The 26,366-nt window shown below is 63.9% G+C and carries 19 protein-coding genes and 1 tRNA gene; 11 read left to right on the top strand and 9 right to left on the bottom strand.

All coding sequences use genetic code 11. The features are described from left to right. Positions 1 to 43: 43 nt before the first annotated feature. From KR227_RS02950 to KR227_RS02925, 6 genes are all read left to right on the top strand, one after another. The gene (locus KR227_RS02950) at positions 44 to 2,446 is read left to right on the top strand and encodes an HAD-IC family P-type ATPase (RefSeq protein ID WP_218363626.1); all 2,403 of its coding nucleotides are present in this window, start codon (positions 44 to 46) and stop codon (positions 2,444 to 2,446) included. Between the two features lie 333 nt (positions 2,447 to 2,779). After that, on the top strand, positions 2,780 to 3,139 hold the full coding sequence (locus KR227_RS02945; protein WP_218363625.1) for a DUF485 domain-containing protein: 360 nt from the start codon (positions 2,780 to 2,782) through the stop codon (positions 3,137 to 3,139). A gap of 15 nt (positions 3,140 to 3,154) precedes the next feature. Continuing rightward, complete coding sequence (locus KR227_RS02940; RefSeq protein WP_218363624.1) at positions 3,155 to 4,819, top strand: cation acetate symporter; 1,665 nt, start codon at positions 3,155 to 3,157, stop codon at positions 4,817 to 4,819. A gap of 149 nt (positions 4,820 to 4,968) precedes the next feature. Continuing rightward, positions 4,969 to 5,814, top strand: a complete 846-nt coding sequence (locus KR227_RS02935) for a hypothetical protein (protein ID WP_218363623.1) — start codon at positions 4,969 to 4,971, stop codon at positions 5,812 to 5,814. A gap of 158 nt (positions 5,815 to 5,972) precedes the next feature. Next, a complete protein-coding gene (locus KR227_RS02930; protein ID WP_218363622.1) occupies positions 5,973 to 7,331 on the top strand; it encodes a cation:proton antiporter in 1,359 nt (452 codons plus the stop codon). Positions 7,332 to 7,466: 135 nt separating this feature from the next. Continuing rightward, positions 7,467 to 7,539 (top strand) — tRNA-Arg (locus tag KR227_RS02925). A gap of 112 nt (positions 7,540 to 7,651) precedes the next feature. On the opposite strand, the gene KR227_RS02920 is transcribed toward KR227_RS02925, so the two are convergent. Next, positions 7,652 to 8,470, bottom strand: a complete 819-nt coding sequence (locus tag KR227_RS02920; protein WP_218363621.1) for a hypothetical protein — start codon at positions 8,468 to 8,470, stop codon at positions 7,652 to 7,654. A 387-nt stretch (positions 8,471 to 8,857) separates the two neighbouring features. On the opposite strand from KR227_RS02920, the gene KR227_RS02915 reads away from it, so the two are divergent. Both KR227_RS02915 and cobF read left to right on the top strand, forming a co-directional pair. After that, the gene (locus KR227_RS02915; protein ID WP_218363620.1) at positions 8,858 to 9,139 is read left to right on the top strand and encodes a hypothetical protein; all 282 of its coding nucleotides are present in this window, start codon (positions 8,858 to 8,860) and stop codon (positions 9,137 to 9,139) included. A 14-nt stretch (positions 9,140 to 9,153) separates the two neighbouring features. Continuing rightward, a complete protein-coding gene (gene cobF / locus KR227_RS02910) occupies positions 9,154 to 9,906 on the top strand; it encodes a precorrin-6A synthase (deacetylating) (RefSeq protein ID WP_218363619.1) in 753 nt (250 codons plus the stop codon). 75 nt (positions 9,907 to 9,981) lie between these two features. Here cobF and KR227_RS02905 read toward each other — a convergent pair whose 3' ends face one another. The 4 genes from KR227_RS02905 to KR227_RS02890 all read right to left on the bottom strand — a co-directional run bounded on the left by KR227_RS02905 (position 9,982) and on the right by KR227_RS02890 (position 12,466). Next, positions 9,982 to 10,227 (bottom strand): mycoredoxin, encoded by a 246-nt coding sequence (locus KR227_RS02905; RefSeq protein ID WP_218363618.1) that lies wholly within the window; start codon positions 10,225 to 10,227, stop codon positions 9,982 to 9,984. Between the two features lie 46 nt (positions 10,228 to 10,273). Next, positions 10,274 to 10,777: a dihydrofolate reductase gene (locus KR227_RS02900; protein WP_218363617.1), complete on the bottom strand. Its 504-nt coding sequence runs from the start codon at positions 10,775 to 10,777 to the stop codon at positions 10,274 to 10,276. 24 nt (positions 10,778 to 10,801) lie between these two features. After that, positions 10,802 to 11,602 carry a thymidylate synthase gene (locus KR227_RS02895; RefSeq protein ID WP_151530026.1) on the bottom strand — a complete coding sequence of 267 codons (801 nt, stop codon included), beginning with the start codon at positions 11,600 to 11,602 and terminating at the stop codon, positions 10,802 to 10,804. Positions 11,603 to 11,707: 105 nt separating this feature from the next. Further along, positions 11,708 to 12,466, bottom strand: coding sequence for a 3'(2'),5'-bisphosphate nucleotidase CysQ (locus KR227_RS02890; protein WP_218363616.1), 759 nt, complete (start codon positions 12,464 to 12,466; stop codon positions 11,708 to 11,710). Positions 12,467 to 12,500: 34 nt separating this feature from the next. Between KR227_RS02890 and KR227_RS02885 the strand changes: the two genes are divergently transcribed. Next, complete coding sequence (locus KR227_RS02885) at positions 12,501 to 17,387, top strand: DEAD/DEAH box helicase (protein WP_218363615.1); 4,887 nt, start codon at positions 12,501 to 12,503, stop codon at positions 17,385 to 17,387. Between the two features lie 110 nt (positions 17,388 to 17,497). Next, on the top strand, positions 17,498 to 18,325 hold the full coding sequence (locus KR227_RS02880) for a DNA-formamidopyrimidine glycosylase family protein (RefSeq protein WP_218363614.1): 828 nt from the start codon (positions 17,498 to 17,500) through the stop codon (positions 18,323 to 18,325). On the opposite strand, the gene KR227_RS02875 is transcribed toward KR227_RS02880, so the two are convergent. From KR227_RS02875 to KR227_RS02860, 4 genes are all read right to left on the bottom strand, one after another. Continuing rightward, on the bottom strand, positions 18,322 to 19,554 hold the full coding sequence (locus KR227_RS02875; RefSeq protein WP_218363613.1) for an MFS transporter: 1,233 nt from the start codon (positions 19,552 to 19,554) through the stop codon (positions 18,322 to 18,324). The two genes, KR227_RS02880 and KR227_RS02875, sit on opposite strands and share 4 nt — an antisense overlap. Positions 19,555 to 19,722: 168 nt before the next feature. After that, a complete protein-coding gene (gene pgi / locus KR227_RS02870; RefSeq protein WP_218363612.1) occupies positions 19,723 to 21,363 on the bottom strand; it encodes a glucose-6-phosphate isomerase in 1,641 nt (546 codons plus the stop codon). A gap of 257 nt (positions 21,364 to 21,620) precedes the next feature. After that, complete coding sequence (locus tag KR227_RS02865; protein ID WP_218363611.1) at positions 21,621 to 22,343, bottom strand: DUF1707 domain-containing protein; 723 nt, start codon at positions 22,341 to 22,343, stop codon at positions 21,621 to 21,623. 170 nt (positions 22,344 to 22,513) lie between these two features. After that, complete coding sequence (locus tag KR227_RS02860; RefSeq protein ID WP_218363610.1) at positions 22,514 to 24,595, bottom strand: fructose-specific PTS transporter subunit EIIC; 2,082 nt, start codon at positions 24,593 to 24,595, stop codon at positions 22,514 to 22,516. A gap of 239 nt (positions 24,596 to 24,834) precedes the next feature. Here KR227_RS02860 and KR227_RS02855 point away from each other — a divergent pair, with 239 nt between their 5' ends. Beyond that, on the top strand, positions 24,835 to 26,316 hold the full coding sequence (locus tag KR227_RS02855; protein WP_218363609.1) for an NAD-dependent succinate-semialdehyde dehydrogenase: 1,482 nt from the start codon (positions 24,835 to 24,837) through the stop codon (positions 26,314 to 26,316). The last annotated feature ends 50 nt before the right edge of the window (positions 26,317 to 26,366 follow it).

The raw sequence follows: 26,366 nt of genomic DNA, 5'->3' as shown, positions 1-26,366 counted from the left end.
GCAGAGCAGTTACGCTGAGCACAGGGGGTAGACTACGGAGCTCATGGAGGTAGACACCACACGGGCAATCACGCCCGCTGCAGGCTTGACCTCGGCGCAGGTGGCCGAGCGGCGCGAGCGCGGCCAGGTGAACGTGACGCTGCGGCGCACCGGCCGGCGCACCCGCGACATTATTTATTCCAATGTGTTCACCCGGATCAACGCCATCCTCGGGGTGCTCTTCGTCATCGTGGCGACCACGGGGTCCTTTATTAATGGCGCCTTCGGTCTGCTCATTATCGCCAACTCGAGCATTGGCATCATTCAGGAGCTGCGGGCCAAGCGCACCTTGGACCGGCTGACGATCCTCGGCGAAGAGGACCCGAAGGTGATCCGCGATGGGGCTACGGCCGAGATCCCGCGCGATTCTATTGTGCTCGACGATCTCATCGATATTGGTGCCGGCGATCAGCTGGTGGTGGACGGCGTGGTGCGCAGCTCCGAGGGGCTGGAGATCAATGAATCGATGCTCACCGGCGAGTCCGAGCCGATCAAGAAATCCGTGGGCGATCCGCTCTACTCCGGCTCCTTTGTGGCCGCGGGCTTTGGCACCTTCCAGGCCACCGGCATCGGCGAGGATGCCTATGCCACCAAGCTGATCCGTGACGCCGGGCGTTTCACCCTCACCGACTCCGAGCTGCAAAACGGGATCAACAAGATCCTGCGGATCATTACCTGGCTGCTTATTCCTACGGGGCTGCTCGCGATCTACACCCAGCTGGTGCGCACCGGCAATCCATTACGCGAGTCCCTGTTGGCGATGGTGGCGGCGTTGGTGCCGATGGTGCCCGAGGGGCTCGTGCTGATGACGTCGATCGCCTTTGCCGTCGGCGTGGTGCGCCTAGGCAAGCGCCAAGCGCTAGTGAATGAGCTGCCCGCCATCGAAGGGTTGGCGCGAGTGGATGTGGTGTGCGCGGATAAAACCGGCACGCTCACGGAAAACCGCATGGGCTATACCGGCCTTGATGTGGTGGCGGATGCTAGACGACGCCGCCCCGCGGCCGAGTATGAGGCCACGCTGCTCGCGATGGCCAAGGCTGATAAACGCCCCAATGACACCATGCAGGCCATCGCCGAGGCGCTGCAGCACTCCCGCGCCGACGCGCCGGGAGAGCCCAGCTCGCTGCCGCAGGTGAGTGAGCATATCGCTTTCGATTCCACCAAGAAGTACTCGGGTGTGGAGCTGGCCTCCGGCGAGTGCTGGCTGCTGGGAGCACCCGATGTGCTGGCGCCGGAGTCGCGCGCAGCCGATGAGCATATGCAGCTCGGCCAGCGCGTGCTCTTGCTCGGGAGGAAATCGGAGGCGGAGTTCGAGCCGCATGCCTTGGTGATTCTGGAGCAGGTGATTCGCCCCGAGGCCCGCGCCACCCTCGATTACTTCGCCAAAGAAAAGGTGCAGCTGAAGATCATCTCCGGCGATAACGCGGTATCGGTGGGGGCGGTGGCCCGGTCCCTGGGTATCTCGACCGAGGCCATCGATGCCCGCGAGCTTCCCCGCGATCCCGAGGAGTTTCGGGCGGCGGTGGAGCGCGGCCGCGTATTCGGCCGGGTGACTCCAGAGATGAAAAAGCAGATGGTACTCGCGCTCAAGGAGTCCGGGCATACGGTCGCGATGACGGGCGATGGCGTGAACGATGTGCTGGCGTTGAAGGAAGCCTCCATTGGTATCGCCATGGGGTCGGGATCGCCGGCGGCCCGCTCGGTGGCCCAGCTGGTATTGCTGGATAATCGCTTTTCCACGCTGCCGCATGTGGTGGCCGAGGGGCGCCGGGTGATTGGCAATATCGAGCGCGTGGCCAATCTCTTCCTCACAAAAACGGTCTACTCCGTGATCTTGGCGCTGGTCACCGGCATATTCGGCGTTGTGTACCCCTTCCAACCCATCCATGTGACCATGATCGGCTGGTTCACCATTGGTATTCCCGCCTTCATCCTCTCCCTGGCGCCCAACCACGAGCGCGCCCGGCCCGGCTTCGTGAGCCGGGTGCTGCGTCTGGCCATGCCCTCCGGGGTGGTCATCGGGCTGGGAGTCTCCCTGTGGTGGATGCTGATTTCTTCTTCGCCGCATGGCTCTGGGGTGGATCAGCACGAGGCCACCGCGGCGCTGGCCGCCCTGCTCATCATGGCCTGGTGGGTTCTCGTGGTGGTCTCACGCCCGCTGAACTGGTGGAAGATGCTGCTCATCGGGGTCTCCGGTTTGGCCTATGTGGCGCTTTTTGCCGTGCCCTTCAGCGCCCATATTTTGCTTCTCGACGCCCATCTCTCGCCACTATTCCTGCAATCCGTGGCGGTCGGCGTTGCCGGGGCCGTGCTGGTGGAGCTGCTGTGGCGGGTGAATCAGGCGGCCGCGCGCCGGGACACACAGCACGATCGCAGCCCAGAACTGCAGCACACGAGCACAAGCTGAAAAAAGATCACATCTTCCTGAGGCTGTCGCGCATGCGGCAGCCTCGTTGTGTGCGGGTGAAAAGCTAGCGAAGCTCATAGTGCTCAGATTCACAAACTTGGCAAAGGGGTCCTGCCTGCCTTTTCGGGGGTGGTGGTAGGACCTTTCTTGGTGCAGGTGATAAGGGGTTGGGGGCGATGGTCGAAAGATTTGTGGGCAAAAAGTGCTTCGTAGGTCACACATTGCAATGTGAGCTAGGTAATTTGTTTGCTAGGGCGTTCAAATCTGAGAGAGCGCTGAAAGAAAGCACCGAGCTTCATCACCGCTTGCGCTAGACGCTAGATAGGAAAAAGCATGACTAATACTGCACCACCACCGGAGGCTCAACAGCCTCGGAGAAAGCACGAACCCACCGCGCAGGAGTTCCGCGAGATGCAGAAGAACCCGGAGTTCCAAGAGCTGCGCTCTACCTTCCGGTCCTTCGCCTTTCCCATGTCCGTGGCCTTCCTCGTGTGGTACGTCGCCTTTGTGCTGCTGGCCACCTATGCTCCCGATCTCTTGGCCGTGAAGGTGTATGGAGCGGTGAACCTCGGCATCGTTCTCGGCGCACTTCAGTTCTTCACCACGTTCTTGATCACGTGGATTTACGTGCGCTACGCGAATAAGAACATCGAGCCGAAGGCCGCTCATATCCGTCAACTCATGGAAGGCTAAGGAGGCGAAGATTATATGAACATCACTTATTTAGCGAGCGAGTCCAATCTCGCAGCAGAAGCAACTAGTACTGGCAACCCGATTCTGAACATCGGAATCTTCGCACTCTTCATCGTGGTCACCATGACCGTGGTGGTGAAGGCCGGTCGAACCACGAAGGAAGCCAGCGACTTCTACACCGGTGGCGCGAGCTTCTCCGGTACCCAGAACGGTCTCGCCATCGCCGGCGACTACCTCTCCGCCGCATCCTTCCTCGGTATCGTGGGCGCGATCGCGATCTCCGGCTACGACGGCTTCCTCTATTCCATCGGCTTCTTCGTGGCATGGCTGATCGCCCTGCTGCTGGTGGCCGAGCCACTGCGTAACACCGGCCGCTTCACCATGGCCGATGTGCTCTCTTTCCGTCTGCGCCAGCGTCCCGTGCGCCTCGCCGCAGCCTTCGGCACCATGTTCGTGTCGCTGTTTTATCTCATCGCTCAGATGGCAGGCGCCGGTTCTCTGGTGTCCGTCCTTCTCGATATCCATGACCCCACGGCCCAGGCCGTTGTGGTTGCCGTGGTGGGCATCATCATGATCGCCTACGTGCTTATCGGCGGTATGAAGGGCACCACCTACGTGCAGATGATTAAGGCCGTGCTGCTGGTGAGCGGCGTGGGCATCATGACGGTGCTCATCTTCTTCAACATCAAGGGCGGTCTGTCCGATCTCTTCGATTCCGCTGTTGCGGCCCACGCTAGCTCGGATCTTCTCGCCTCGAAGGGCTATGAAGCCAGCGCGATCTTGGATCCGGGTCTGAAGTACGGTGGCTCCATCACCACCAAGCTGGACTTCCTCTCCTTGGGCCTGGCGCTGGTGCTGGGTACCGCTGGTCTGCCGCACGTGCTCATGCGCTTCTACACCGTGCCGACCGCACGGGAAGCTCGTAAGTCCGTGACCTGGGCTATCGTGCTCATCGGTTCCTTCTACCTGATGACTCTGGTGCTCGGCTACGCCGCTGCCGCACTGGTGGGTCCGGACCGGATCCTCAATGCTCCGGGTGGCGCCAACGCCGCCGCACCGCTGCTGGCACTGGAGCTGGCTGGCCCGCTGTTCATGGCCGCCATCGCCGCTGTGGCCTTCGCTACCGTGCTGGCCGTGGTCGCTGGTCTGGCTATTACCGCCTCCGCTTCGGTGGCGCACGATATCTATCACTCGGTGATCCGCAATGGTGAATCCACCGAGGCTGAGCAGGTGCGCGTCTCTCGTATCACCGTGGTGGTCATCGGTGCCCTGTCCATCGTGCTGGGTATCCTCGCGATGAACCAGAACGTGGCCTTCCTGGTCTCCCTGGCCTTCGCGGTCGCCGCCTCGGCGAACCTGCCGACCATCCTGTACTCGCTGTACTGGAAGCGCTTCAACACCGTGGGTGCCTGCGCCTCCATCTACACCGGTCTGATTACCACGCTGGTACTGATCTTCTTCTCCCCGGCGGTCTCCGGTGCCCCGAGCGCAATGTTCCCCGATGCAGACTGGTCGTGGTTCCCGCTGACGAGCCCGGGTCTGGTCTCCATCCCGGCCGCCTTCCTCGCCGGCATCATCGGCACCTACTTGGGTAAGTCGGACAATATGGAAGACCTCCAGGCAGAGATGGAAGTTCGTTCCCTCACCGGTGTGGGCGTCGAAGCCCCAGTGGATCACTAAGATTCCCGCCGCAGCCTCGGTGACACGAGGCCTACCGGCACACCGCTGATTCGCAGCCCCGCGCTGAGCACCGTCCGTGCTCGCGGCGGGGCTGTCGTCATGTCCGCAGTATTTGTAGGTATGCGCTGGGGTTTCTTAGAATGTCCCCCATGTCGTCGACTTCCCACGGCTCAGGCCCCGCATCGTGGTTGCCCACGCTGGTGCTTGCACCAGCGTTCTTTCTCGTCGGCGCCCTCTTCCTGCTGCCCTCGGTGGGGCCAGCACGCAGCTCAGAGCCGCTGCACTATGCCACCGAGCCCACCGCGCCAGCTGCGCCCACGGCGCCTATCTACCGCTACCCCGTGGAGCCGGCACCACTGCCGCTGGACAATGATGTATTCGGCACCCATGCGGCCGGTTCGCAGGTGAGCTTCGTGCGGCTCTCCGATGGCGAGCACCACGGCACCGCCAATGAGCGCTTCGCGCGCCCCGCGCTCAGCCTGATCAAGCTCTACATCGCGGATTATGTGCTCGACCACGGTAGCGCCACGGAAAGAAAGCAGGCGCTGACCATGGTGCGCGATTCCAGCGATAGCATTGCCGCCGCGCTCTATGAGTCCTATCCGGAGGCCATCGACACAACCGCCACCCGCTATGACTTGCAGTCCACCCGCGCTAACTCCAAGTGGGGATACAGCGTGACCTCCACCTATGACGTGTGTTTCTTCCTCGCCCAGAAACTCGAGGAGGATCCGAACTCGCCGCTGCTGCGCGCCATGCGCACAGCGAAGCCGGTGGCCGCGGATGGCTATAAGCAGAACTTCGGCACCAGCACCCTCCCCGGTGCGGAGGGGTCGAAATGGGGATGGTCGAATAGCCGCACGCTGCACTCCTCGGTTAGCTTCGGGGAGGACTATGTGGCTGCCGCGGCCATCGCCGGCTCCGCCGAGGATCTCACCGACCTCGTCGAGCAACAGCTCGCCGGGCTCGTACCCGAGCAATCCGCGGATACCTAGCAGGGCGGGGGAGAGGCAGGGGGAAAGCGTCGATAAGCGAAAACCCCTGTCGGTTGTATATCCTGTGACATTCGGACGCGGATTCCGCAGCCTCGAGCCCGAGAGCTATCGGTACGCCCGTGCATCACCGTTGAAGAAACAATTCTGGAGTTAAGCCCATGACCACAATCATTGTGTCGACGATGTGGATTACGCTCGCCGCACTGGCGTCGCAGTTCCTCGCGTTTATGACGAAGAACCACATCCCCGCCGTGGTGTTCATGCTGGGATTCGGCGTGATTATCGGTCCAGAGGTGCTGGAGTTCGCCGTCGATGATGGCGGCGTGAGTATGCTGCGTGAGCTTGGCCTCGGGCTGCTCTTCCTGCTCGCCGGCTGGGAGATCGATCCGAAGACGATGAAGGGGCGCACCGGCCGGTGGGCGCTGCGAACGTGGCTGATCAGTATCACCGTGGCGTTCGTGGTGGTCTACTTTATTGCCCAACCCGAAAACCCGCTGTGGGCGGTCACGATCGCGATTGCGGTGTCTTCGACGGCGCTCGGCACGCTGCTGCCCATTCTGAAGTCCGTGGGCATGGACAGCTCCAAGGTGGGCAAGACCGTGTTCGTGCACGGCGCGGTGGGTGAGATGGCCCCCATCTTCGCCATGTCGCTGCTGCTCTCGGCGCGTTCGATGGGCCTGACCCTGATCATTCTCCTCATCTTCATGACGATCGCGCTGATCACCGCCTTCATCCCGCGCACCGTGAAAACCCTGGTGCCGCGGGTGGGGTCGCTGATCCACGAGAGCGCCGGCAATACCTCGCAGACGGTGATGCGTTCGGTGATGGCCCTATTGACCATGCTCATGGCAGCGGCCGCGGTATTCGAGCTCGACGTGGTGCTTGGCGCCTTCTCCGCGGGTATCATCCTGCGCTCGCTGGTGCCGGAGAAATTCCACAAGACCGTGGAAGCCCGCCTCAACGTGATGGGCTATGGCTTCTTCATCCCCGTGTTCTTCATTACCTCCGGCATGGCCATCAATATCTCCGCTGTGGCCGGCCGGTGGTGGCTGATCTTCCTCTTCGTCGCCGTGATCCTCGTGGCCCGCGGTATCCCGGTGTTCCTCACCGAGGTGTTCACCGATACCGATTCCGGGTTGAAGGAGCCCCGCGACAAGGTGGAACTGGGACTCTACGCGGCCACTGGTCTGCCCATCATCGTTGCCGTCACCGAGGTGGCCGCGCACCGCGATCTCATCGACGAAGAGCTCGCATCCATTCTGGTCTGTGCCGGCGCGATCACGGTGCTCGCCTTCCCGCTCGCCGCCTATCTGGTGCACCAGTACTGGCCGGAGATGGATTCCCCGAAGGAGCCGAAGGAACAAAAGACTAAGCGGGCCGCCGCCGAGGACGAGCACCGCGAATATCTCGAGTCCAAGAAGCAGCAGGAGGAAAAGGCCCGCCAGGGTGCTCCCGCCGCCCGCAAGCCGCAGTCCCGCACGGTCGCCGAGGAGGAAGTGACCATCGACACCGACTAGCCGCCGCCCGCTTATCGACGTATCACTGCTGCATAACCCCAAATTTCACCGCTAGCCCGCGGCTACGGTAGCCTAATCACGACACGCCCCACACGCTGTGGCCACCTCGCCAAAGAATGTGCGCGTCGTGTAGCAGCCCTAGTAGCTCAGTGGATAGAGCACGGCTCTCCTAAAGCCGGTGTCGGAGGTTCGATTCCTCTCTGGGGCACATAAAAACCGTGCCGCGCCTGGCACATGAGGGCCCTCTTTTAGGCCCACATCGCACTATCCCCGATTCGGACGAGGAATCGGGGATAGTGCTGTATCTGGGGCTTCGCTAGCTAGTCGAACCTGCAGCGCAGGGCCCATCCTGGAGGTTTCGGATCGTTAGGCCACCAGCACTGGCTCGGGGAGACATCCTCGGTGATGTGTTCGCCATCCCTGCCGGCCAACCTGCTACCGGCCGAATCCTCGGGGGTCGAGCCGATGGCTACTCGGTATGTCTGATCCTCCTTAGTCTTGCCTTCTCTGTAGGGGTAGGTGCCGCGCAGCACTGTGGGCTCATCCAGTTCCACATAGCGCACTCGGCCGGTGACCCCAAAGTCAAAGGGGTAGAGCTCCCCGTATTTCTCCAGGAACTCATCGCCCGAGAGATCGCGGATCACACCGCTGATAGTCTGGGGTTCGTTATCGTCTAACTCAGGGTATGCGGGCGCGCCCTCTTCGCCGGCGGGCACGGTCTTGTCGTAGAGATAGACGTGCGCATTATTGCCGCCGGTGCAGTGAACAATGTGCTCGCCACTGCACTTCATGGTGTAGGTGTCTCCAGTGACGAAGGAGTTGGCTTCCACGCTCACATCTGTGTTGCCCGTACGCACCCATTGGGCAGCGAAGGCATCGCGCACGCTTTTAGCAAAGAGCTCAGAGGTGTGGGGACCCGCCTCATAGCGCAGGTAGGCATCTTCGGTGCGCGGGGTCGGCTCCGTATCAGCACTAGTCTCGTCCGCGATTTCGGTTTCGATTTCGGTCACCGTGGTGGTGCTCGTGGAGCCGCTGGGCGCGGCATCATCCGCGCCGCCGCACCCTGCGAGCACCAGGGCCGCGGTTCCGAGAATGACTGTGATGGCTGCCCCTCTATTGCGGCGGGACGGAGAACGCACGTGTGCTCCCTTCTTTGCGGACTACCTCGGCCCAGCTCCCGCTGGGATTCTCAGGCCTATTTTAATCGCTGCCAGGTGCTCATTTCGGGAGAATAGGGCGATAGTTCTTCCCGCTTAGTGGCCGTGTTTCCGCTTCGATAGAGCGTGCTAGCCGCTTGTGCCGCATGTCGGGCTGGACGCATTCTGGATTGCTAGGGCTGCCTGTGGGGTCCGTCGACAGCGGGGAAAACGCTGTTCCTGCGCACTTTTGGGGGTGAATATATCCTTGTCCCGGCACCCTGTACGGCCCATAGCGGGGGTGTATTGCACTAAAGACGCGCATAAGTATGAGTGAACGCCTACTGTTGTATGTATTCAGATTTTCTTGACTGTATAGGTAGGTTCCCCATGTCTGCACGACCGACGTTTACCGACGTTCAGCGCCGCGATATTCGTGTGCACACTGTCATTGATCACGAAGTTCCGGTTCTCGCCGTAGATCAGATTCTTGAGGATGGCTCCTCTAAGCGTCTCTTGCTGCTGAACAAGTTTGACTCCAAGCAGCTCGCCGCTGCGTGTGAGTTGTACCTGCAGCAGATTTTCTCGGCCTCCTTCTCCGAGCTGCACACCGGCTTGGACCCGCAGGAGATGGCTGATCTCTTCGGCTCCCACGACGAAGAAGACGAGTAAAGATCACTGCCACTATGAACGACACACATATTTGTGTGATCGGGATAGGGGCCGGTAGCCCCGGGCATATCACCCAAGACGCAATCGCGGCGCTTGCTAGCGCAGATTGCGTCTTGAGTCTTGATAAGGGTGAGGACAAGGCGGAGCTTTTGGCCGTCCGTGAGCGCATCATTGCGGCTCATGCGCCGCAGGTGAAGCTCGTCGCTATTGCCGATCCGCCCCGCGACCGCCATCCCGAGAACTACGCAGCAGAGGTGAAACGCTGGCACCAGGCGCGCGCGCAGCGTATCGACGCCGCCTTGGGCGAGCATCTCCCCAACGGCGGCACAGCCGCCTTCCTCGTCTGGGGCGATCCCTCGCTCTACGATTCCACGCTGCGGATCTTGGACCGGCTGCACACACCCCATACCCGATCGATCTACCCAGGTATCACCGCTATTCAGGCCCTCACCGCGGCCCACGGGATGCTGCTGAACCGCATCGGTGAAGCCATCCACGTCACCACCGCCCGCAAGCTGCCAGAAACCAGCGAGGCAGACCGTGCGAACTGTGTGGTGATGCTCGATGGGGGAGCGGCCTGGATGGAGAACTACACGGAGAACACCGTGATCTATTGGGGCGCGTATCTCTCCACGGACTGGCAGGTGCTGCGCCGCGGCAAGGTCTGCGAGATCGGCGCCGAGATCGCGGAGCTGAAAAAGCAGCTCCGCGCCGAACACGGCTGGATTATGGATATCTACCTGCTGCGCGAGGAGCCCGCCTCCTAATACAGGGCAGAGAACACACAAAGAGGCTCCCACCAGATCACTGGTGGGAGCCTCTTGCTCGTGCTGAGTGGGTAGTTAGCTAAGCTCCTCGAGCTTCGCGCGCACCTCGGATGCAGCCGGGTTGGTGGCGGTAGAGCCATCGGAGTACTTCACGGTGGGAACCACGCGGTTGCCATCGTTGACCGACTCCACCCATGCGGCAGCCTCGGAATCCTGCTCCACATCGATCTCATCGAAAGGAGTCTCGGTACGGTTCAAAGCCTTCTTCAGGCGCTGACAAAAAGGGCACCACGACGTGGTGTACAAAGTTACGTTAGCCATAGCCTCCACTGTGCCACACCCGTGGCTCTCAGCGCACCCAGAAAACTCACGTGCGCGGCTCGCGCCGGCGATAGCTGCGGAAGCAGTAGCGGGTGCCTGTGCGGGAGGTGTGCCAGTCGCTTTCTGAGACGAGCTCGACATCTGCGGGCAGCGCGGGCGCATACACGGCAGCGTCGCCGAGCTCGGCGGCGAGGGTGGCGTCGACAAGCGTCATCTCAATCCGCTCACAGCGATCAAGAAGAGCCTCGTAGATGCTGCCGCCGCCCATCACCCACAGGGTGTCGCACTCGGGCAGAGTGCGCAGATCGGGCAGCACCTCGGCCCCGGCGGACCACGGCCCGGGCGTGCGGGTGGATACCACCAGGTTGCGGCGCCCCGGCAGGGGGCGCACCGCCGGCGGCAGGGACTCCCAGGTGGCGCGCCCCATGAGCACGGGGTGACCGGAGGTGATCTCCTTGAAATGGGCGAGATCCTCGGGAATATGCCAGGGCATGGTGTGGCCATCGCCGATCACGCCGTCGCGGGACTGCGCCCAGATAGCGCCGATCATCCACCTACTCCTTTCCCCAGCGGGCTAGACCGCCACCTGGCCACGAATAGCCGGGTGCGGATCGTAGCCGGTGATCTCGATATCGGAGAAGTCATAGTCAAACATCGACTCCGCCTTGCGTAGCGATAACTGCGGGTAGGGGCGGGGCTCGCGTTCGAGCTGGGTGCGCACCTGTTCGAGGTGGTTGGTGTAGATGTGGCAGTCGCCGCCGGTCCATACGAACTCGCCCACCTCGAGTCCCGCCTGCTGGGCGAACATGTGGGTGAGCAGGGAATAGGAGGCGATATTAAAGGGCACGCCGAGGAACATGTCGGCGCTGCGCTGATAGAGCTGGCAGGACAGCCGGCCCTCGGCCACATAGAGCTGGAAGAGCAGGTGGCAGGGCGGCAGGGCCATGGAATCGAGCTCCGAGACATTCCAGGCGCTGACGATGGTGCGGCGGGAATCCGGGTTGGTGCGCAGCGTCTCGAGAGCGCGCGAGATCTGATCGATGTGCTGGCCATCGGGGGTGGGCCAGCTGCGCCACTGCACGCCGTAGATGGGGCCGAGATCGCCGTTCTCATCGGCCCACTCATCCCAGATACTCACCCCGTGCTCGTGCAAGAAGCCCACATTGGAATCGCCGCGCAAGAACCACAGCAGCTCCCCAATGATGGATTTCATATGCACTTTTTTCGTGGTGATCAGCGGAAAGGACTCCGCCAGATTAAACCGCATCTGCTGGGCAAAAAGGCTGATCGTGCCCGTGCCCGTGCGGTCATCCTTGCGGGTGCCCTGCTGCAGAATAGTGCGCAGAAGATCTTCATAAGGCGTCTCGATACTCACAGCCGCTAAGCATACCTAGTGCGGTAAAGACCGCCGACGGGGAGCTAGAGAAAAAGACACACCCCGCGCGGGCTAAGAATGCCGGCGGCGCGGGGTGGGGCGGTATTAGTAGGAGCCGTTCTCCTCGAGATACTGCGCGGCGAGCTGCAGAATCTCATCCTTGATGTCGGGGCGGCAGATCACCATGTCCGGCATGTAGGTGTCGCGGTTGTTGTAGGTGGGCTCGGAGCCATCGAGGCGCGAGCAGTGCAGCCCGGCAGCCTGGGCCACACCCACCGGCGCGGCGGAGTCCCACTCGTACTGGCCGCCGGCGTGAATATAGGCGTCGGCATCGCCGAGCAGCACAGACATCGCCTTCGCGCCGGCAGAACCCATCGGGGTGATGCTGCAGCCCATCTGCTCGGCCACAAAGGTGCCCACCTTCGGCGGGCGGTTCTTCGACAGCACGATGTTGTAGGGGCGCGGGCCCATCACGGCCTTGACATCGGAGGAGTCGAAGACCACGCCCAGATCGGGCAGGCCGACGGCGGCGTGGATGGGAGTGCCGTTTTCCACTAGCGCGATATGCACCGCCCAGTCCTGACGGCCGGTGGCGAACTCCTTGGTGCCGTCGAGCGGATCGATGATCCACACGCGGTCCTTGCCGAGACGGGCGGGGTTATCCGCGGCCTCTTCGGAGAGGACTCCATCCTCGGGGCGGTGCTGCTCGAGCACACGCGCGATCCAGTTCTGGGCAAGCTCATCGCCGGCATCGCCGAGGTTGCGGCCTCGCAGCACGCCGACATTACGGACGCCCTTGAGGATCTCTCCGGTTCCTTGGGCGAGACGGTGGGTCAAAATGGCATCATCAATGTGCGCAGTCATGCCCTTTAGCTTAATGGTTTGGTTTGATGGTTACATGACCGCTCAGATCCTGCAGAAGTTCCACCCAGTGGTGGCGCGCTGGTTTACTGATGTCTTCGCCGCTCCCACCGCCGTGCAGGCCGCCGCGTGGGAGTCTATTTCCGCAGGACACCATGCGCTCGTGGTGGCGCCCACCGGTTCGGGTAAAACACTTTCTGCCTTCTTATGGGCACTGAACACGCTGGTGAGCCGGCAGGATAGCGTCGATAAGCGCAGCGAAGACGCGCTGCCTTTGCAGGGGGTGCCCGCGCCGGGCCGGGTGGAGGTCAGCGAGACGGGCGTGCGCGTGCTCTATATCTCCCCGCTGAAGGCGCTGGGAGTGGACGTGCAGAACAATCTGCGGGCGCCCTTGACGGGAATTGAAACGACCGCCGAGCGCGATGGGGTGCGGCTGCACGGAGTGAGCGTGGGCGTGCGCTCGGGCGATACCCCGCAGGCCGAGCGGGCGCGGCAGGTACGTAATGCCCCGGATGTGTTAATCACCACGCCCGAGAGCCTATATCTGATGCTCACCTCGAAGGCGGCGTCGATTCTCAGCGATGTCGAGACCGTAATCATCGACGAGATCCACGCCCTCGCCGGCACGAAACGCGGCAGCCATCTGGCACTCTCCCTCGAGCGGCTGGAGGCCCTGAGCGAGCGCCCAGTGCAGCGCATCGGCTTATCGGCCACGGTGCGCCCCATTGATACCGTCGCCCAGTTCCTCGGCGGCGACCGCGACGTGGATATCGTGGCACCGCACAGCAGCAAGGAATGGGATCTGAGCGTGCGGGTGCCGGTGCCCGATATGTCGGATCTTCCTGTGCCGGAGCGCGGCTCAAGCATCGGGGAGGCCACCATCGACGATCCCTTGGGGCTCGCCTCTCCGCTTATCGACGATCACAGCCAGCGCAGCGACAACGATGAACAGTCCGCGCCGAGCCTGCCCAGCTTCGACGACGCCGCCGTGGAATCGGCCTTGCCGCAGCAGGGAAGCATCTGGCCCTTCATCGAGGAACAACTCTATGAGCAGGTGATGACCGCCCGCTCCACCTTGGTATTCGTCAATTCTCGGCGCAGCGCGGAGCGGCTGACCTCCCGCATTAATGAGCTCTATGCCGCCCAGCACCAGCCCGAGGCGCTCAGCGCCGCCCGCCGACGCGATCCCGCCCAGTTAATGAAGTCCACGGATATCGCCGGTGAGGCCGAGGCGATCATCGCCCGCGCCCACCACGGCTCGGTGAGCAAGGATGAACGCGCCCACACCGAGGCGGCGCTGAAAAGCGGCGAGCTGCGCTGCGTCGTGGCCACCTCCTCGCTGGAACTCGGCATCGATATGGGCGCGGTGGATCTCGTGATCCAGGTGCAATCCCCGCCCTCTGTGGCCTCGGGGCTGCAGCGCGTCGGCCGAGCAGGGCACCGCGTCAACGCGGTATCCCGCGCCACCTTCTATCCCACGCATCGCAGTGATCTGGTGGACTCCGCCGTGGTGGTCGACAAGATGCGCGCCGGGTTTATCGAGGCGCTGAGCGTGCCACAGAATCCCCTCGACGTGCTGGCACAGCAGACCATTGCCGTCACCGTGAACGGCGATATCCACGTGGATGAGTGGTATGAGATGGTGCGCCGCGCCTATCCCTATCACCATCTCGCCCGCACCGTCTTCGACTCCGTGGTGGACCTAGTCAGCGGGGTCTATCCCTCCACGGATTTTGCCGAGCTCAAACCGCGGGTGAACTTTGATCGCGTCAGCGGCCTGCTCTCTGCCCGGCAAGGGGCGCAGCGGGTAGCGGTGACCAGCGGCGGCACCATTCCTGACCGCGGCATGTTTGGGGTGTTTTTAGCTGGCGGCGGCGAGCACGGCCCACGGCGCGTGGGGGAGCTCGATGAGGAGATGGTCTACGAGTCCCGCGTGGGCGACGTGTTCACCCTGGGGGCCTCGAGCTGGCGCATCGAGGAGATCACCCGCGATCAGGTGCTGGTGACCCCCGCCCCCGGCCACACCGGCCGGCTGCCCTTCTGGGGCGGCGATAGCCCCGGCCGGCCCGCGGAGCTGGGGGTGATGATCGGCGAGTTTCTGCGCCGCGTCGCCGATGACCCGCAGGTGCTGGAGAACTCGGATCTCGACCAGTGGGCCCGCGATAATGTGCGCGCCTTTGTGCGCGAGCAGCAACAGGCCACCGGCATGGTTCCCGATGAACGCACCCTGCTAGTGGAACGCTTCACCGACGAGCTCGGGGACTGGCGCGTGGTGCTGCACTCGCCCTATGGTCGCGGCGTCAATGCCGCGTGGGCCTTGGCCGTGGGGGCGCGCATCGCCGAGCACAGCGGCATCGATGCCCAGGCCGTGGCCGGCGATAATGGCATTGTGCTGCGCCTACCCGCCATGGACACCGATCCCGGGCCGGAGCTTTTTCGCTTCGATAAGGACGAGATCAATGATCTGGTCACCGAACAGGTGGGCAACTCGGCGCTGTTTGCCTCCCGCTTCCGCGAATGCGCGGCCCGAGCGTTGCTGCTGCCGCGCCGCAACCCCGGCAAGCGCGCCCCCTTGTGGCAGCAGCGCCAACGCGCCGCCCAGCTGCTCGACGTGGCCCGTAAATACCCCTCCTTTCCCATCATCTTGGAGACAGTGCGCGAATGCCTGCAGGATGTCTATGACCTCGACGCGCTCACCGCCCTGATGGGCGATATAGAGCAGCACCGGGTGCGCATCGCCGAGGTCACCGTGGAGCAGCCCAGCCCCTTCGCCTCCTCGCTCATGTTCAACTACACCGGCGCGTTCATGTACGAAGGCGATACTCCACTCGCCGAGAAACGCGCCGCCGCTCTATCCCTCGACCCCGAGCTGCTGGCCAGCCTCCTCGGCACAGTGGAGCTGCGGGAGATGCTGGATCAAGACATCATCTCCGAGGTTCACGCCCAGCTGCAGCACACCGCCGAGGGCTGGCGGGCCCGCACCCCCGATGCGCTTATCGACGTGCTCCGCGAAACCGGCCCCATCCCGCTGGCGGAGCTGCAGCGCCACGCCGATTTCCCCGAGCCGTGGACCCAGCTCGCCCACAGCCAGCAGGTGATGGAGGTGCGCATCCAAGGGCAGGCCCATGCGGCGCTGGCACTCGACGCCGCGCTATTGCGCGATGGCCTCGGCATCCCCGTCCCGCCTGGGATCGGTGCGGATCCGGACATCATCGACGACGCCCTCGATCAGCTGGTGCGCCGCTTCGCCCGCAGCCGCGGCCCCTTCACCGCCCGGGAACTCGCCACCGCCTTAGGTATAGGGATCAGCGTGGCCGCCACTGCCGCCAGCCGCAATGGCGCGGTGGAAGGACGCTACCGCGCCGAGATCGAGGAGCAGGAATACGTCGATCGCGGGGTATTGAAAAAACTCCGCACCCGCACCCTGGCGAAGGTGCAGAGCCAGATCGAGCCGGTGAGCCAGCAGGCCTATGCCGCCTTCCTTCCCGAGTGGCATAACCTTGCCGCCTGCGGCGACTATCCGACGCTGCGCGGCGCCGATGGTGTGTTCGCTGTGTGCGAGCAACTGGCAGGGGTATTTCTTCCCGCCAGCGCCTGGGAGTCTCTCGTCTTTCCGCTGCGGGTGAGCAACTACACCCCCACGGATCTCGACGAGCTTACTCAAAACGGCGAGGTCCTCGTGGTGTGCCGCGGCCTCGCCGGCGCCCGCGACCCGTGGGTGAGCCTCATCCCCGCCGACTATGCACCACAACTGCTAGAGGAGGGTACCGAGCACACCCTCTCCACCACGGAGACAGCGCTGCTGCAGGCCCTCGACACCGGCGGTGCCTTCCTCTTCAGCGAACTCCAGAGCTACCTCGAGAGCTACACCGATGAACTCGGAGTGCCGCTGCCCCCAGCCGAGCACAGCCCCGAGGTGGTACGCGATAGCTTATGGTCGCTGATGGAGAAAACACTGGTGAGCCCCGAGAGCTTCGCCCCGCTGCGGGCCCGGCTCGCCGGCACCTCCACGAAAGGGGCAACCGCGCACCGCGCCACCCGCCGCCCCAATCGTTCGCGCCTGCGCATGGGGCGCACCAGCTTCGCCCAGAGCGCCAACGCCCGGCGCGCTGGGCACGCCAGCCAGCCGGTGGATGTGCCGGGCCGTTTCTCCCGTGCCGTCCGGCCCGCTGATCCGGTGGCCGAGGCCACTGCCCGCGCCGTGGCGCATGGCGAGGCGTGGCTGGATCGCTATGGGGTGGTCACCCGCGGCTCGATCCAGGCGGAGAATGTTCTCGGCGGTTTCGCGCTGGCCTATAAGGTGCTGCGCTCTTTTGCAGAAACCGGAAAGGCCACCCGCGGCTACATCATCGATGGTCTGGGTGGGGCGCAGTTTTCTACCTCTGCGGTGGTGGATCGCGTGCGCGCCACCCGGGAGGATGCCCTCTATCTTGTGGCCGCCGCGGATCCCGCCAATCCCTATGGGGCCGCCCTCGAGTGGCCGGGTAGTGGTTACTCGCGCGCGGCGGGGGCCATGGTGGTGCTGCGGGGCGGAGTCCTGCTGGGCTATCTCAGCCGCGGCGGCAAGACCCTCCGGATTCCCCAGGAGGTGGCGGATGTGGAGTCCGCGCTGCGCGATATCGACGCCGCCGTGCAGCACGCCACCCAGCTGACCTCGGTGACACCTGTGGTGGTGGAAAAGATCAATGGGGTCTCGGTATGGGAGTCGCCGCTGCTGCCGGCGGTGCGCGCACTGGGGCTGAGCATCACGCCCAAGGGGGTGCGCGTCGGCTCCAGCCGCAACAGCGCCGAGGAGACGAAGCGGCGGGGCAGGGGGTTGGCCGATGCCGTGGAGGCGGTGGACAAGAATGCTTTTCGACGCCCCTCTGCAGGCCCTGGGGGCGAGCGCCGAGGCCCCTTCGGTGCCGGCGGTCGGCGGCGCTAGGGCACCGGTTTCACTGGCTGGGGTTGCTACACTGCCACGCAGCGCACTACGCATCCGAGGTGCCTGGTGGGGAGCGTCGCCGCCGAGCGATACGAGGAAGAGAGCACAGCATGCCTGAGGGCGATTCAGTATTTCAGCTCAGCCGCCGCTTGCAGTTTATGACGGGGCGGAAGGTCGTGGGCTCCTCGCTGCGGGTGCCGCGCTGGGCCACCACCGATTTCAGCGGCTCGACCGTGCAGCAGGTGTGGCCCTATGGCAAGTATCTCTTCATGGATTTTGGGCAGCAGATCCTGCAGACCCACCTGAAAATGGAGGGCACGTGGCGCATAACCCTCAGCGGGGATCGCTGGTCCAAGCCGGGTTGGAAAGCGCGGGTGGTGCTGCAGCTCGACGGCGCGCCCGAGTATCCCCGCCCCATCGAGGTGGTGGGCTTCGAGCTGGGACTGGTGCACGTTCTACGCAGCGCCGAGTACCCGCAGGCCATCGCGCATCTGGGGCCCGATGTGCTGGGGGAGAATTGGGATGAGGCTGAGGCCTGCGCGAGGATTCTGCGCCGCCCGGAGCGCGCCATCGGCGCGGCCCTGCTGGATCAACGCAATCTCGCGGGCGTGGGCAACGAGTACCGGGCCGAAATCTGCTTCCTCGCCGGCCTCCATCCCGCCACGCCCGTGGCGAAGGTGGATGTGGCCGCGGTGGTGCGCATAACCCGTCGCCTCATGTGGGCCAATCGCCTCGCCACCAAGCGGGTGAGCACGGGGATCAACCGGGTTGGCGAGACCGCCTATGTGTTTGGCCGCTATGCCCGCCCCTGCCGCCGCTGTGGCAGCCGCATTGAGAAGGGCTTTCTCGGCGGGGTGGACCAGGGCGGCGATGCAGGAGAGCTGGAGCGTGTCATCTGGTGGTGCCCCCGCTGCCAGCCACTGCTGGGGGCGGATTAGGCGGCGTCGCCGAGCTGTGCCTCCACATAGGTGGGGCGGGTGGCGAAGAAGGCGCCGATAGCGACCAGCACCGTCGCGATCACGGTCATGCCCACGGGCACGATCCAGCTCGAGGTGGCGTCGTGAAGCGTGCCGAATAATAGCGGGCCCACGGCGGCGATGGTGTAGCCGCCGCCCTGGCCGAAACTCGACAGCGCGGTGGCGCCGGCGGTGGTGCGGGCGCGCAGATTCACCAGCGTGAGTGCGGTGGGGAAGGACAGCGGCCCGACCCCAGACAGCGTGATCCACAGCCACGGCGCCGACATGGGGCTTAGCGCCATGCCCACATTGCCCACGATGAAGCAGAGCAGGAAAAACGCCAAAACGGGGAAGGGATCGCGGAGGCGGGCGGCGATCCACGGCCCGGCGATAGAAAGCACGAGGCCCAAGCCAGACCAATAGGACAGCATGAGCGCGGCGAAGTGCACGCTGGCGCCGCCGTCCAGATACATCTGGGGGATGAAGAGCATATAGGAGAAGGTGGAGAAGCTCGTCATGCCGAACATCACCACCAGCCCGCGACCCACGGCGGTGCGATGCACCGGCAGGGAGCTGCGGCGCGCGGCCGCCTGAGCAGCGGCGCGGCTACGAGCCAAGCCCCACAGCGGCGACCACGCGGCGGCGGCGATCAGCGCGGGGATGATCCACACGCCGAGCGCGAACTGCCAGCCCGCGACGCCACCGCGGCCATCGAGAGACTCGGCCAGCGGCTCAGAGAGCAAGGGGGCGCTCATCATACCGATCTGCATGCACACCATGTAGACGATCGATAGCTGCGGCACGCGCCGCGGGAAGAAGGCACGAAGCGCCACCGGGATCACCGCGTTGGTGAGGCCGATGGCAAAGAGCGCGAAAAATGTTCCCGCCAGTAGCAGCAGGGTCGATGGCCCCAGCACGCGCAGCAGTTGGCCGCAGGCCGTGGCGAGCATCGCGATACACAAGGTCTGCGCGGAGGTGAAGCGGCGCAACATACGCGGTGTGGACAACGCTGCCAGCGCGAAGGTGACGGTGGGGGCCATGCCGATAACACCGAGAATCACGCCGCTGAGACCCAAGCTGGCGTCGATACGCGGCAGCAGCGGCGGCAGGGCGGTGACGAGGGCGCGAAGGTTGAGAGAGCTCAACACAATAGCCGCTGCAGCGATGAACGCTATCCGGCGATTCGGCTGGGGTGTCGTGGTGTCAGTCACGGCAGACACACTACGCCTGTGCGTCACCGCGCGGGAATCTAGGCCCAGAGCGCGTCCCAGCTAGTGGTATCTCGCCCGCGTGCTGCGGGTGCTGAAGACACCGCTGCCCAGCGCGTGTGCAGCACGAGGCCGCACACGGGCTGGGCGAAAAGGCGGTGGGAGGAAGCGCTAGCGCTTGGAGCGGTAGAAGGCGATCAGGGCGTCGGTGGAGGCATCGCCCGAGTTGGGCTCCTGCTCACCGGACACGGCCGGGGCAAGGTCATTAGCCTGCTGCTTACCCAGCTCCACACCCCACTGGTCAAAGGAGTTGATGTCCCAGATCACGCCTTGAGTGAACACGATGTGCTCGTAGAGCGCGATGAGGGCGCCAAGGGTGAAGGGGGTGAGCTCCTCCGCCAGAATGGTGGTGGTGGGGCGGTTACCCGGCATGAGCTTGTGGGTGATGAGCTCGGTGGGCACGCCTTCTTCGAGCAGCTCCTCATAGGTCTTGCCGAAGGCCAGCACCTTGGTCTGGGCGAAGAAGTTGCCCATGAGCAGATCGTGCATGGAGCCCTCGCCGCTGGCGGTGGGCAGGTCCTCCTTGGGGCGGGCGAAACCAATGAAGTCCGCCGGCACGATGCGGGTGCCCTGGTGCATCAGCTGATAGAAGGCGTGCTGGCCATTGGTGCCGGGCTCGCCCCAATAAATCTCGCCGGTGTTGGTGGTCACCGAGGTGCCATCGTGACGCACCGACTTGCCATTGGACTCCATGGTGAGCTGCTGCAGATAGGCGGGGAAGCGGGAGAGATCCTCGGAGTAGGGCAGAACCGCGTGGGTTTCCGCGCCGAAGAAATCGGTGTACCACACGCCGAGCAGACCCATCAGGGCCGGCACGTTCTGCTCTAGCGGGGTGGTGCGGAAGTGGGTGTCCATGGCGTGGAAGCCCTCGAGGAAACGCATGAAGTCCATGGGCCCGATCACGGCCATGAGCGACAGACCAATGGCGGAATCCACCGAGTAGCGGCCGCCAACCCAATCCCAGAAGCCGAACATGTTCTCCGTGTCGATACCGAACTCGGCGACCTTCTCGGCATTGGTGGACACGGCGACGAAGTGCTTGGCCACAGCCGACTCATCGCCATCGAACTTCTCCAGCAGCCAGCGCTTCGCGGCGTGGGCATTGGCCAGAGTCTCCTGCGTGGTGAAGGTCTTCGAAGCCACGATGAACAGGGTGGACTCCGGGTCCACCTTCTCGAGTACGGCGCTCATGTCCGCGGGGTCCACGTTGGAGACGAAGTAGGCGTTGATACCGGCGGTGGCGTAGGTGCGCAGCGCCTTGGTGGCCATCGCCGGGCCCAGATCCGAGCCGCCGATACCGATATTGACCACGGTCTTAATGGTGTGGCCGGTGTGGCCGAGCCACGAACCCGAGCGCAGCGCCTGCGCGAAGTCGCGCATCCGGCCGAGCACCTCGTGCACGTCCGCAGCCACGTCCTGGCCGTCGACCTCCAAGGAGTCCTCCACCGGCATGCGCAGCGCGGTGTGCAGCACGGCGCGGTCCTCAGTGTTGTTGATGTGCGAACCGGAGAACATCTCATCGATCTTCTCCGGCAGCCCTGCCTCGCGGGCCAGCTGCACCAGCAGCTCGCGGGCGTCATCATCAATCACGTTCTTGGACAGATCCACGTGCAGGTCAGCAGCAGAGAAGGTGAGTTTAGAGACGCGCTCGGCATCGCCGGCGAAGAGCTCGCGGAGGCTGGTCTCGCTCAGCTTATTGTGATGAGCGGACAGCTTGCTCCAGGTCTCAGTCTTGGTAATATCCATCGACACTTTTTCTCTAACGCTCCTTGATATATGGGATCTTGGGAAAGTGTGGGCGAGTCATGAGGGGCCGGCAGCACTAAGCTCCGTGGTGCGGCTCATCGGCTCGCCACTCTAGGGGTAATGCTAGCGAGACTATGCCCGTTGTGCTGGGGTGTGCGGGACGTGTCAGCGCAAGCGCGCAGGTGGCGCTTCTTAGCTGTGGTGAACGTCCCAACATAATCGGACATTCGGCTGGGGGAAACGTGGGAACCCAAAAACCACGTTTAGGGTTGTGCGTACTTATCTGGGGCGATAATGACATCGCAGCCGCTGAATAACACGAACCCGTTGATGGTGACAGACGGGGCGGAGGAGGGTAACTCGCTGGGGTCCACGCGGACGCCGTCTTTGACTTTTATTGTGCTATCGCCGAACAAGGTCACGGGGTTCATAATCACGCGCATGCCCTCGGGGACGATGATGTCGCAGCCGCCGAACATCACATTCAAGGTGATGGTGATGTTCTTCGATTCCAGCTGGGTGTGGCGCAAATCGAGGCTAGTGCCACTAAATAGCACGATAGCGTCATGGCGGGTGGCAAGGGTGCTACCACCGGAAAAGGAGTTGGCGCCGAAGAGACTCAAAGAATATTTCGATCCCGTCCCGCCCACGACGCGGCGAGTGATGCGGGCGATGGCGCGCTGCTGCTCCGGCCGTGGTGCCCACTGCTCCGTCGCGTACTGGGCAGAATCCGGGCGTGGCGAGAGAGCATGAGAGGGGGATGCAGCGGGCAGCTCTGGGGTGCCGCCGAGATCCTCGAGGAGCGGGCTGAGCTCGTCCATGAAACGACTGGTGGACGCAGCCGAGGAACGCTCATCGAACTCGGAATAGTCGAGCCGCCCATCCGCATAGGCGTGGGCGAGGTAGTCAAGGACACGGGAACGATCGTGGTCGCTTGCACGCAGTCGTGGCGGCTGTCGATCATGCGAGGAGGACTCGGAAGTCATAACTTCAGTGTAATCCAGTTTTTCCTGTTCAGGGGCGAAACAGGTGCGCCTTTCCGGTGCGCTGAGACATGCCGGTGCACCATGCACAGCAGCGCCGGCGACCGAGGAGAGTTTCGGTGGTCGCCGGCGCGGGGGAGAGGAAGTAGCTGCACGCTGGTGCGGGCGCGCCGCTAGTGCATGCAGCTGCGAATCACAGCCACCGCTTCTTCTGCCGTGGTGGCCTGCAGCAGCTGGGCGCGGATATCTTCGCGCATCGTGGCTCGGGCCAGCTTCGACAAAATCCGCAGGTGCTCTGTGCCGGCATCCTCGGGAGCGGCAATGAAAAAGACCATACGAACCCGATCCTCGGCATCCTCATCCCACTGCATCCCCGGCTCGGGAATACGGGCGAAAGCAAGGGTGGGACGCGCCACCGCAGAGCATCGAGCATGGGGGATAGCCACGTGATGCCCCACCGCGGTGGAGGCGTGGGCCTCGCGGGAACGAGCCGCATCGATGACCTGCTCGGGGTGGGTGATTCTGTCCTGTTCGCTCGCGGCGTGCACGAGAGTGCGCAGTACCTCCTCTTGGCTGCTGTCGGGGGCGAGGGTGTCGAGGGCAACCAAGGAGGCGGTGATGAGCTCCCCGGCCTCGGAGGCGGTGTCGGTGGTGGTCTCGGCGGCCTCGGGTGACGCGCCGGCTGCGTCCTCGGTGGCTGCGGCAGCAGCGGTGCCGGCTCCGGCGGTAGCCGCTCCCGCCGCGCTGACTCCAGCTGTGGCGGGAGCCGGGGCGGCGGTAGTGTGCTCTGCAGGTGCGGCTGTCTCGGCCGCAGGGGAGGTGTCCTGCTGTTGGCGTCGAGAAATGCCCACGAGCACGATTATCAGGCCAGTGGTGACGGCGATACCGGCAGCCAAGGCAATAAAGAACCCGAGGGTATTGTCCACCGCGCCGAGTATCGCCACAATGGGGCCGCCGTGCATCACGTTGTCCTCCACATGCAGCAGGCCTGCGACGGCACCGGCGACAGCGCCGCCGGCCACATTGGCGGGGATGACCTGTAGTGGTCGCGCGGCGGCCACGGGGATGGCGCCCTCGGTGATACCGAAGAAGCCCATGAATAGCGCGGCGATGCCGGAGTCGCGCTCGGCGTTATTGAACCAGCTGCGGCGCAGCAGGGTGGCCAGCCCGACCGCCAGCGGCGGCACCGCGATCGCCGCGGCCACCATGCCCATCGGGGCAGCGTTGCCACTGGCAATCATGCCGCCGCCGAAGAGGAAGGCTGTTTTATTAAAGGGTCCACCCATATCGAAGGCGATCATCGCTCCCAGAATGGCGCCGAGCACAATCACCGAGGCGCCTTCGAGCGAGGCCAACCATGTGGTCAGCGCCGCAAAGAGCGAGGAGATCGGTCCGCCCAGGACGTAGACAAAGAGCAGGCCCACGATGAGCGTGGTGGCGATGGGGATCACGATCACCGGCATGATCGCGGCACCATATTTACCCACCGGTATCTTCTTAACCGCTAGGGCCACATATCCGGAGAGGAAGCCGGTGATGATGCCTCCGATGAAGCCGGCGCCGGCATCGGAGTTATAGAGCGATCCCGTCACCGCAATCATGCCGGTGATAAAGCCCGGGGCGAGGCCTGGGCGGCCGGCGATACCGGAGGCGATATAGGCGGAGAGCACCGGCACCATCAAGCCAAAAGCGAGGGCGCCGATGGAGCTGAGCATGAACCAGAAGGAGTCCTCCGGAATGGCCAAGCCTTCGGGGCTGGGTTCGCCGCCCAGGGAGAGCGACACGGCGATGAGCAAACCGCCAGTGACCACGAAGGGCACCATGTGCGATACGCCATTCATCAGCGCTTGGTAGAGCTGGCGGCGCAGTGGCTCATCGCTGCTGGCGGTGTCGGTGCTGTCGTCCTGGGCGCCGCCGGCCGTCCACACTGGGGCAGACTGGGCGCGCTTGAGCACTGCGGCTGGATCCTTAATGGCGGCATCGACAGACGTGCTCAGTAGCCGTTTTCCGGCGAAGCGCTGCTTGTCGATCACCGTGTCTGCGGAGATCAGAATGGCGTCGGCATTGGCGATCTCCTCGGCGCTAAAGGCGCCCTCGACCCCGACCGAGCCGTGTGTCTCCACGCGCAGCTCGATTCCCATCTCGTGGGCAGCGGCCTCGAGGTTTTCGGCGGCCATGTAGGTGTGGGCAATTCCGGTGGGGCAGGCTGTGATGGCCAGCACTCGTGGCGTGCCCCTATCGCGTGCATCTCTCATGAGACGTAGGATAACACCGGTTGAGTGCGCCTCTCGGCGGGCGAATAGGGCCAGCGACCTCGGTGAGCGGCGGCGCTCTGTCTGCCCCGGCAGCTAGCTCGGCGGGCTGTGCAGCGGGCCTGTGTGCTGCGTCGTCACAGCCTCGCCCCGGCGATGCCGCCCAACCCCCACCCCTAACCCTCACCAGCGCGGGCAGTGGGTAGTGGCGCCATTTCTGGTTCGGGGGCATAGTGGTGGCTATGAGTATTGATCTAGACGCAGTCATTGCTGATTGCCCCACGCAGCTTTTTATTAATGGTGAATTTGTTGATGCCCGCTCCGGCGAGACCTTCGAGGTAGAAAATCCTTCGGATGGCAGTGTGCTGGCTACGGTGGCCAAGGCCGGCGAGGCGGATGCCGTGGCAGCACTGGATGCTGCCGTCGCGGTGCAGCAGGAGTGGGCGGCCACCGCCCCGCGCGAGCGCGCCGAGATTCTGCGCCGCGCATTCGAGTTGCTCACTGAGCACAGTGAGGAATTGGCCTACATCATGTCCGCCGAGCTGGGCCGCGCCCTCCCGGATTCGCGGGGCGAGGTCGCCTATGGCGCGGAGTTCTTCCGCTGGTTCGCCGAGGAGGCCGTCCGCATTAGCGGCGATTACCGCATCACTCCCGCTGGTGGTGGCCGCGTCATCACTATCCGGCAGCCGGTGGGTCCGGTGCTGGCCATCACCCCGTGGAACTTCCCGCTGTCGATGGGCACCCGCAAGATGGGCCCAGTGTTGGCCTCTGGGTGCACGATGGTGCTCAAGCCGGCCTCGAAGACCCCGCTGACCATGCTGTATCTGGCCCGCATTCTCAAGGAGGCGGGGCTGCCCGATGGCGTCATCAATATCATTCCCGGCTCCGGTTCGGCGGCGTCCTCGCTGCTGGAGGATCCCCGCCTGCGCAAGTTCACTTTCACCGGCTCCACCGAGGTGGGCCAGGCACTCCACGCGAAGGCCTCCGAGCACACTCTCGGCGCCAGCTTGGAGCTAGGCGGCAATGCCCCCTTCATCGTCTGTGAGGATGCTGATCTCGACAAGGCCGTGGAGGCCGTGAAGGTGGCGAAGATGCGCGGCGCTGGCCAGGTGTGCATCGCCGCGAACCGCTTCATCGTGCATGAGAAGCTATACGACGCCTTCTGCGAGCGCGTCACCGAGCTGATCGGCACCTACACCGTGGGGCGCGGCACCGATGAGGGCGTCACCGTGGGGCCGCTTTCTGGTGATGACCAAGTAGAAACCGTCTCCGAACTGGTCAATGACGCCATCGCCCAAGGCGCACGGGTGCTCGCCGGAGGCAGCGTCTACGAGCTGGACGAGAATCTCCCAGAGAAGGGCTCCTATTTCCCGCCGACCGTGCTGGCCGATGTGCCGCGCTCGGCGCGCATCGCCAGCGAGGAAATCTTCGGACCCGTGGTGGCAATCTATAAGGCCAACTCTGATGCCGACGCCATCGAGTTCGCCAATGACACCCTCTTCGGCCTCGCGGGCTATGTATTCACCGAGAACCTCGAGCGCGCCCTCGGCGCGGGCGAGGCGATGCAGGTGGGCATGCTGGCGATTAACAAGGGCGCGATCTCTGATCCTTCCGCCCCCTTCGGTGGAGTGAAGCAGTCCGGTGTGGGCCGTGAAGGCGGTTTCGAAGGTATTGACGAGTATCTCGAAACCAAGCTCATGGCACTGCCGGAGGCCAGCCTCTAAAACCACCGCACACGGATCAAGGGCGGCGCACCCACATCATGAACTCATGG

The organism is Corynebacterium sp. TAE3-ERU30 (genome assembly GCF_019209925.1).
Taxonomy (GTDB): domain Bacteria; phylum Actinomycetota; class Actinomycetes; order Mycobacteriales; family Mycobacteriaceae; genus Corynebacterium; species Corynebacterium megadyptis.
This window is presented reverse-complemented; position numbering and strand designations above follow the sequence as displayed.

Coding starts and splice junctions, on each gene's coding strand:
- KR227_RS02950 (WP_218363626.1), top strand. CDS start 44: ATGGAGGTAGACACCACACGGGCAATCACGCCCGCTGCAGGCTTGACC.
- KR227_RS02945 (WP_218363625.1), top strand. CDS start 2,780: ATGACTAATACTGCACCACCACCGGAGGCTCAACAGCCTCGGAGAAAG.
- KR227_RS02885 (WP_218363615.1), top strand. CDS start 12,501: ATGACCGCTCAGATCCTGCAGAAGTTCCACCCAGTGGTGGCGCGCTGG.
- cobF (WP_218363619.1), top strand. CDS start 9,154: ATGAACGACACACATATTTGTGTGATCGGGATAGGGGCCGGTAGCCCC.
- KR227_RS02855 (WP_218363609.1), top strand. CDS start 24,835: ATGAGTATTGATCTAGACGCAGTCATTGCTGATTGCCCCACGCAGCTT.
- KR227_RS02905 (WP_218363618.1), bottom strand. CDS start 10,227: ATGGCTAACGTAACTTTGTACACCACGTCGTGGTGCCCTTTTTGTCAG.
- KR227_RS02880 (WP_218363614.1), top strand. CDS start 17,498: ATGCCTGAGGGCGATTCAGTATTTCAGCTCAGCCGCCGCTTGCAGTTT.
- KR227_RS02890 (WP_218363616.1), bottom strand. CDS start 12,466: ATGACTGCGCACATTGATGATGCCATTTTGACCCACCGTCTCGCCCAA.
- KR227_RS02935 (WP_218363623.1), top strand. CDS start 4,969: ATGTCGTCGACTTCCCACGGCTCAGGCCCCGCATCGTGGTTGCCCACG.
- KR227_RS02860 (WP_218363610.1), bottom strand. CDS start 24,595: ATGAGAGATGCACGCGATAGGGGCACGCCACGAGTGCTGGCCATCACA.
- KR227_RS02865 (WP_218363611.1), bottom strand. CDS start 22,343: ATGACTTCCGAGTCCTCCTCGCATGATCGACAGCCGCCACGACTGCGT.
- KR227_RS02915 (WP_218363620.1), top strand. CDS start 8,858: ATGTCTGCACGACCGACGTTTACCGACGTTCAGCGCCGCGATATTCGT.
- KR227_RS02900 (WP_218363617.1), bottom strand. CDS start 10,777: ATGATCGGCGCTATCTGGGCGCAGTCCCGCGACGGCGTGATCGGCGAT.
- KR227_RS02940 (WP_218363624.1), top strand. CDS start 3,155: ATGAACATCACTTATTTAGCGAGCGAGTCCAATCTCGCAGCAGAAGCA.
- KR227_RS02930 (WP_218363622.1), top strand. CDS start 5,973: ATGACCACAATCATTGTGTCGACGATGTGGATTACGCTCGCCGCACTG.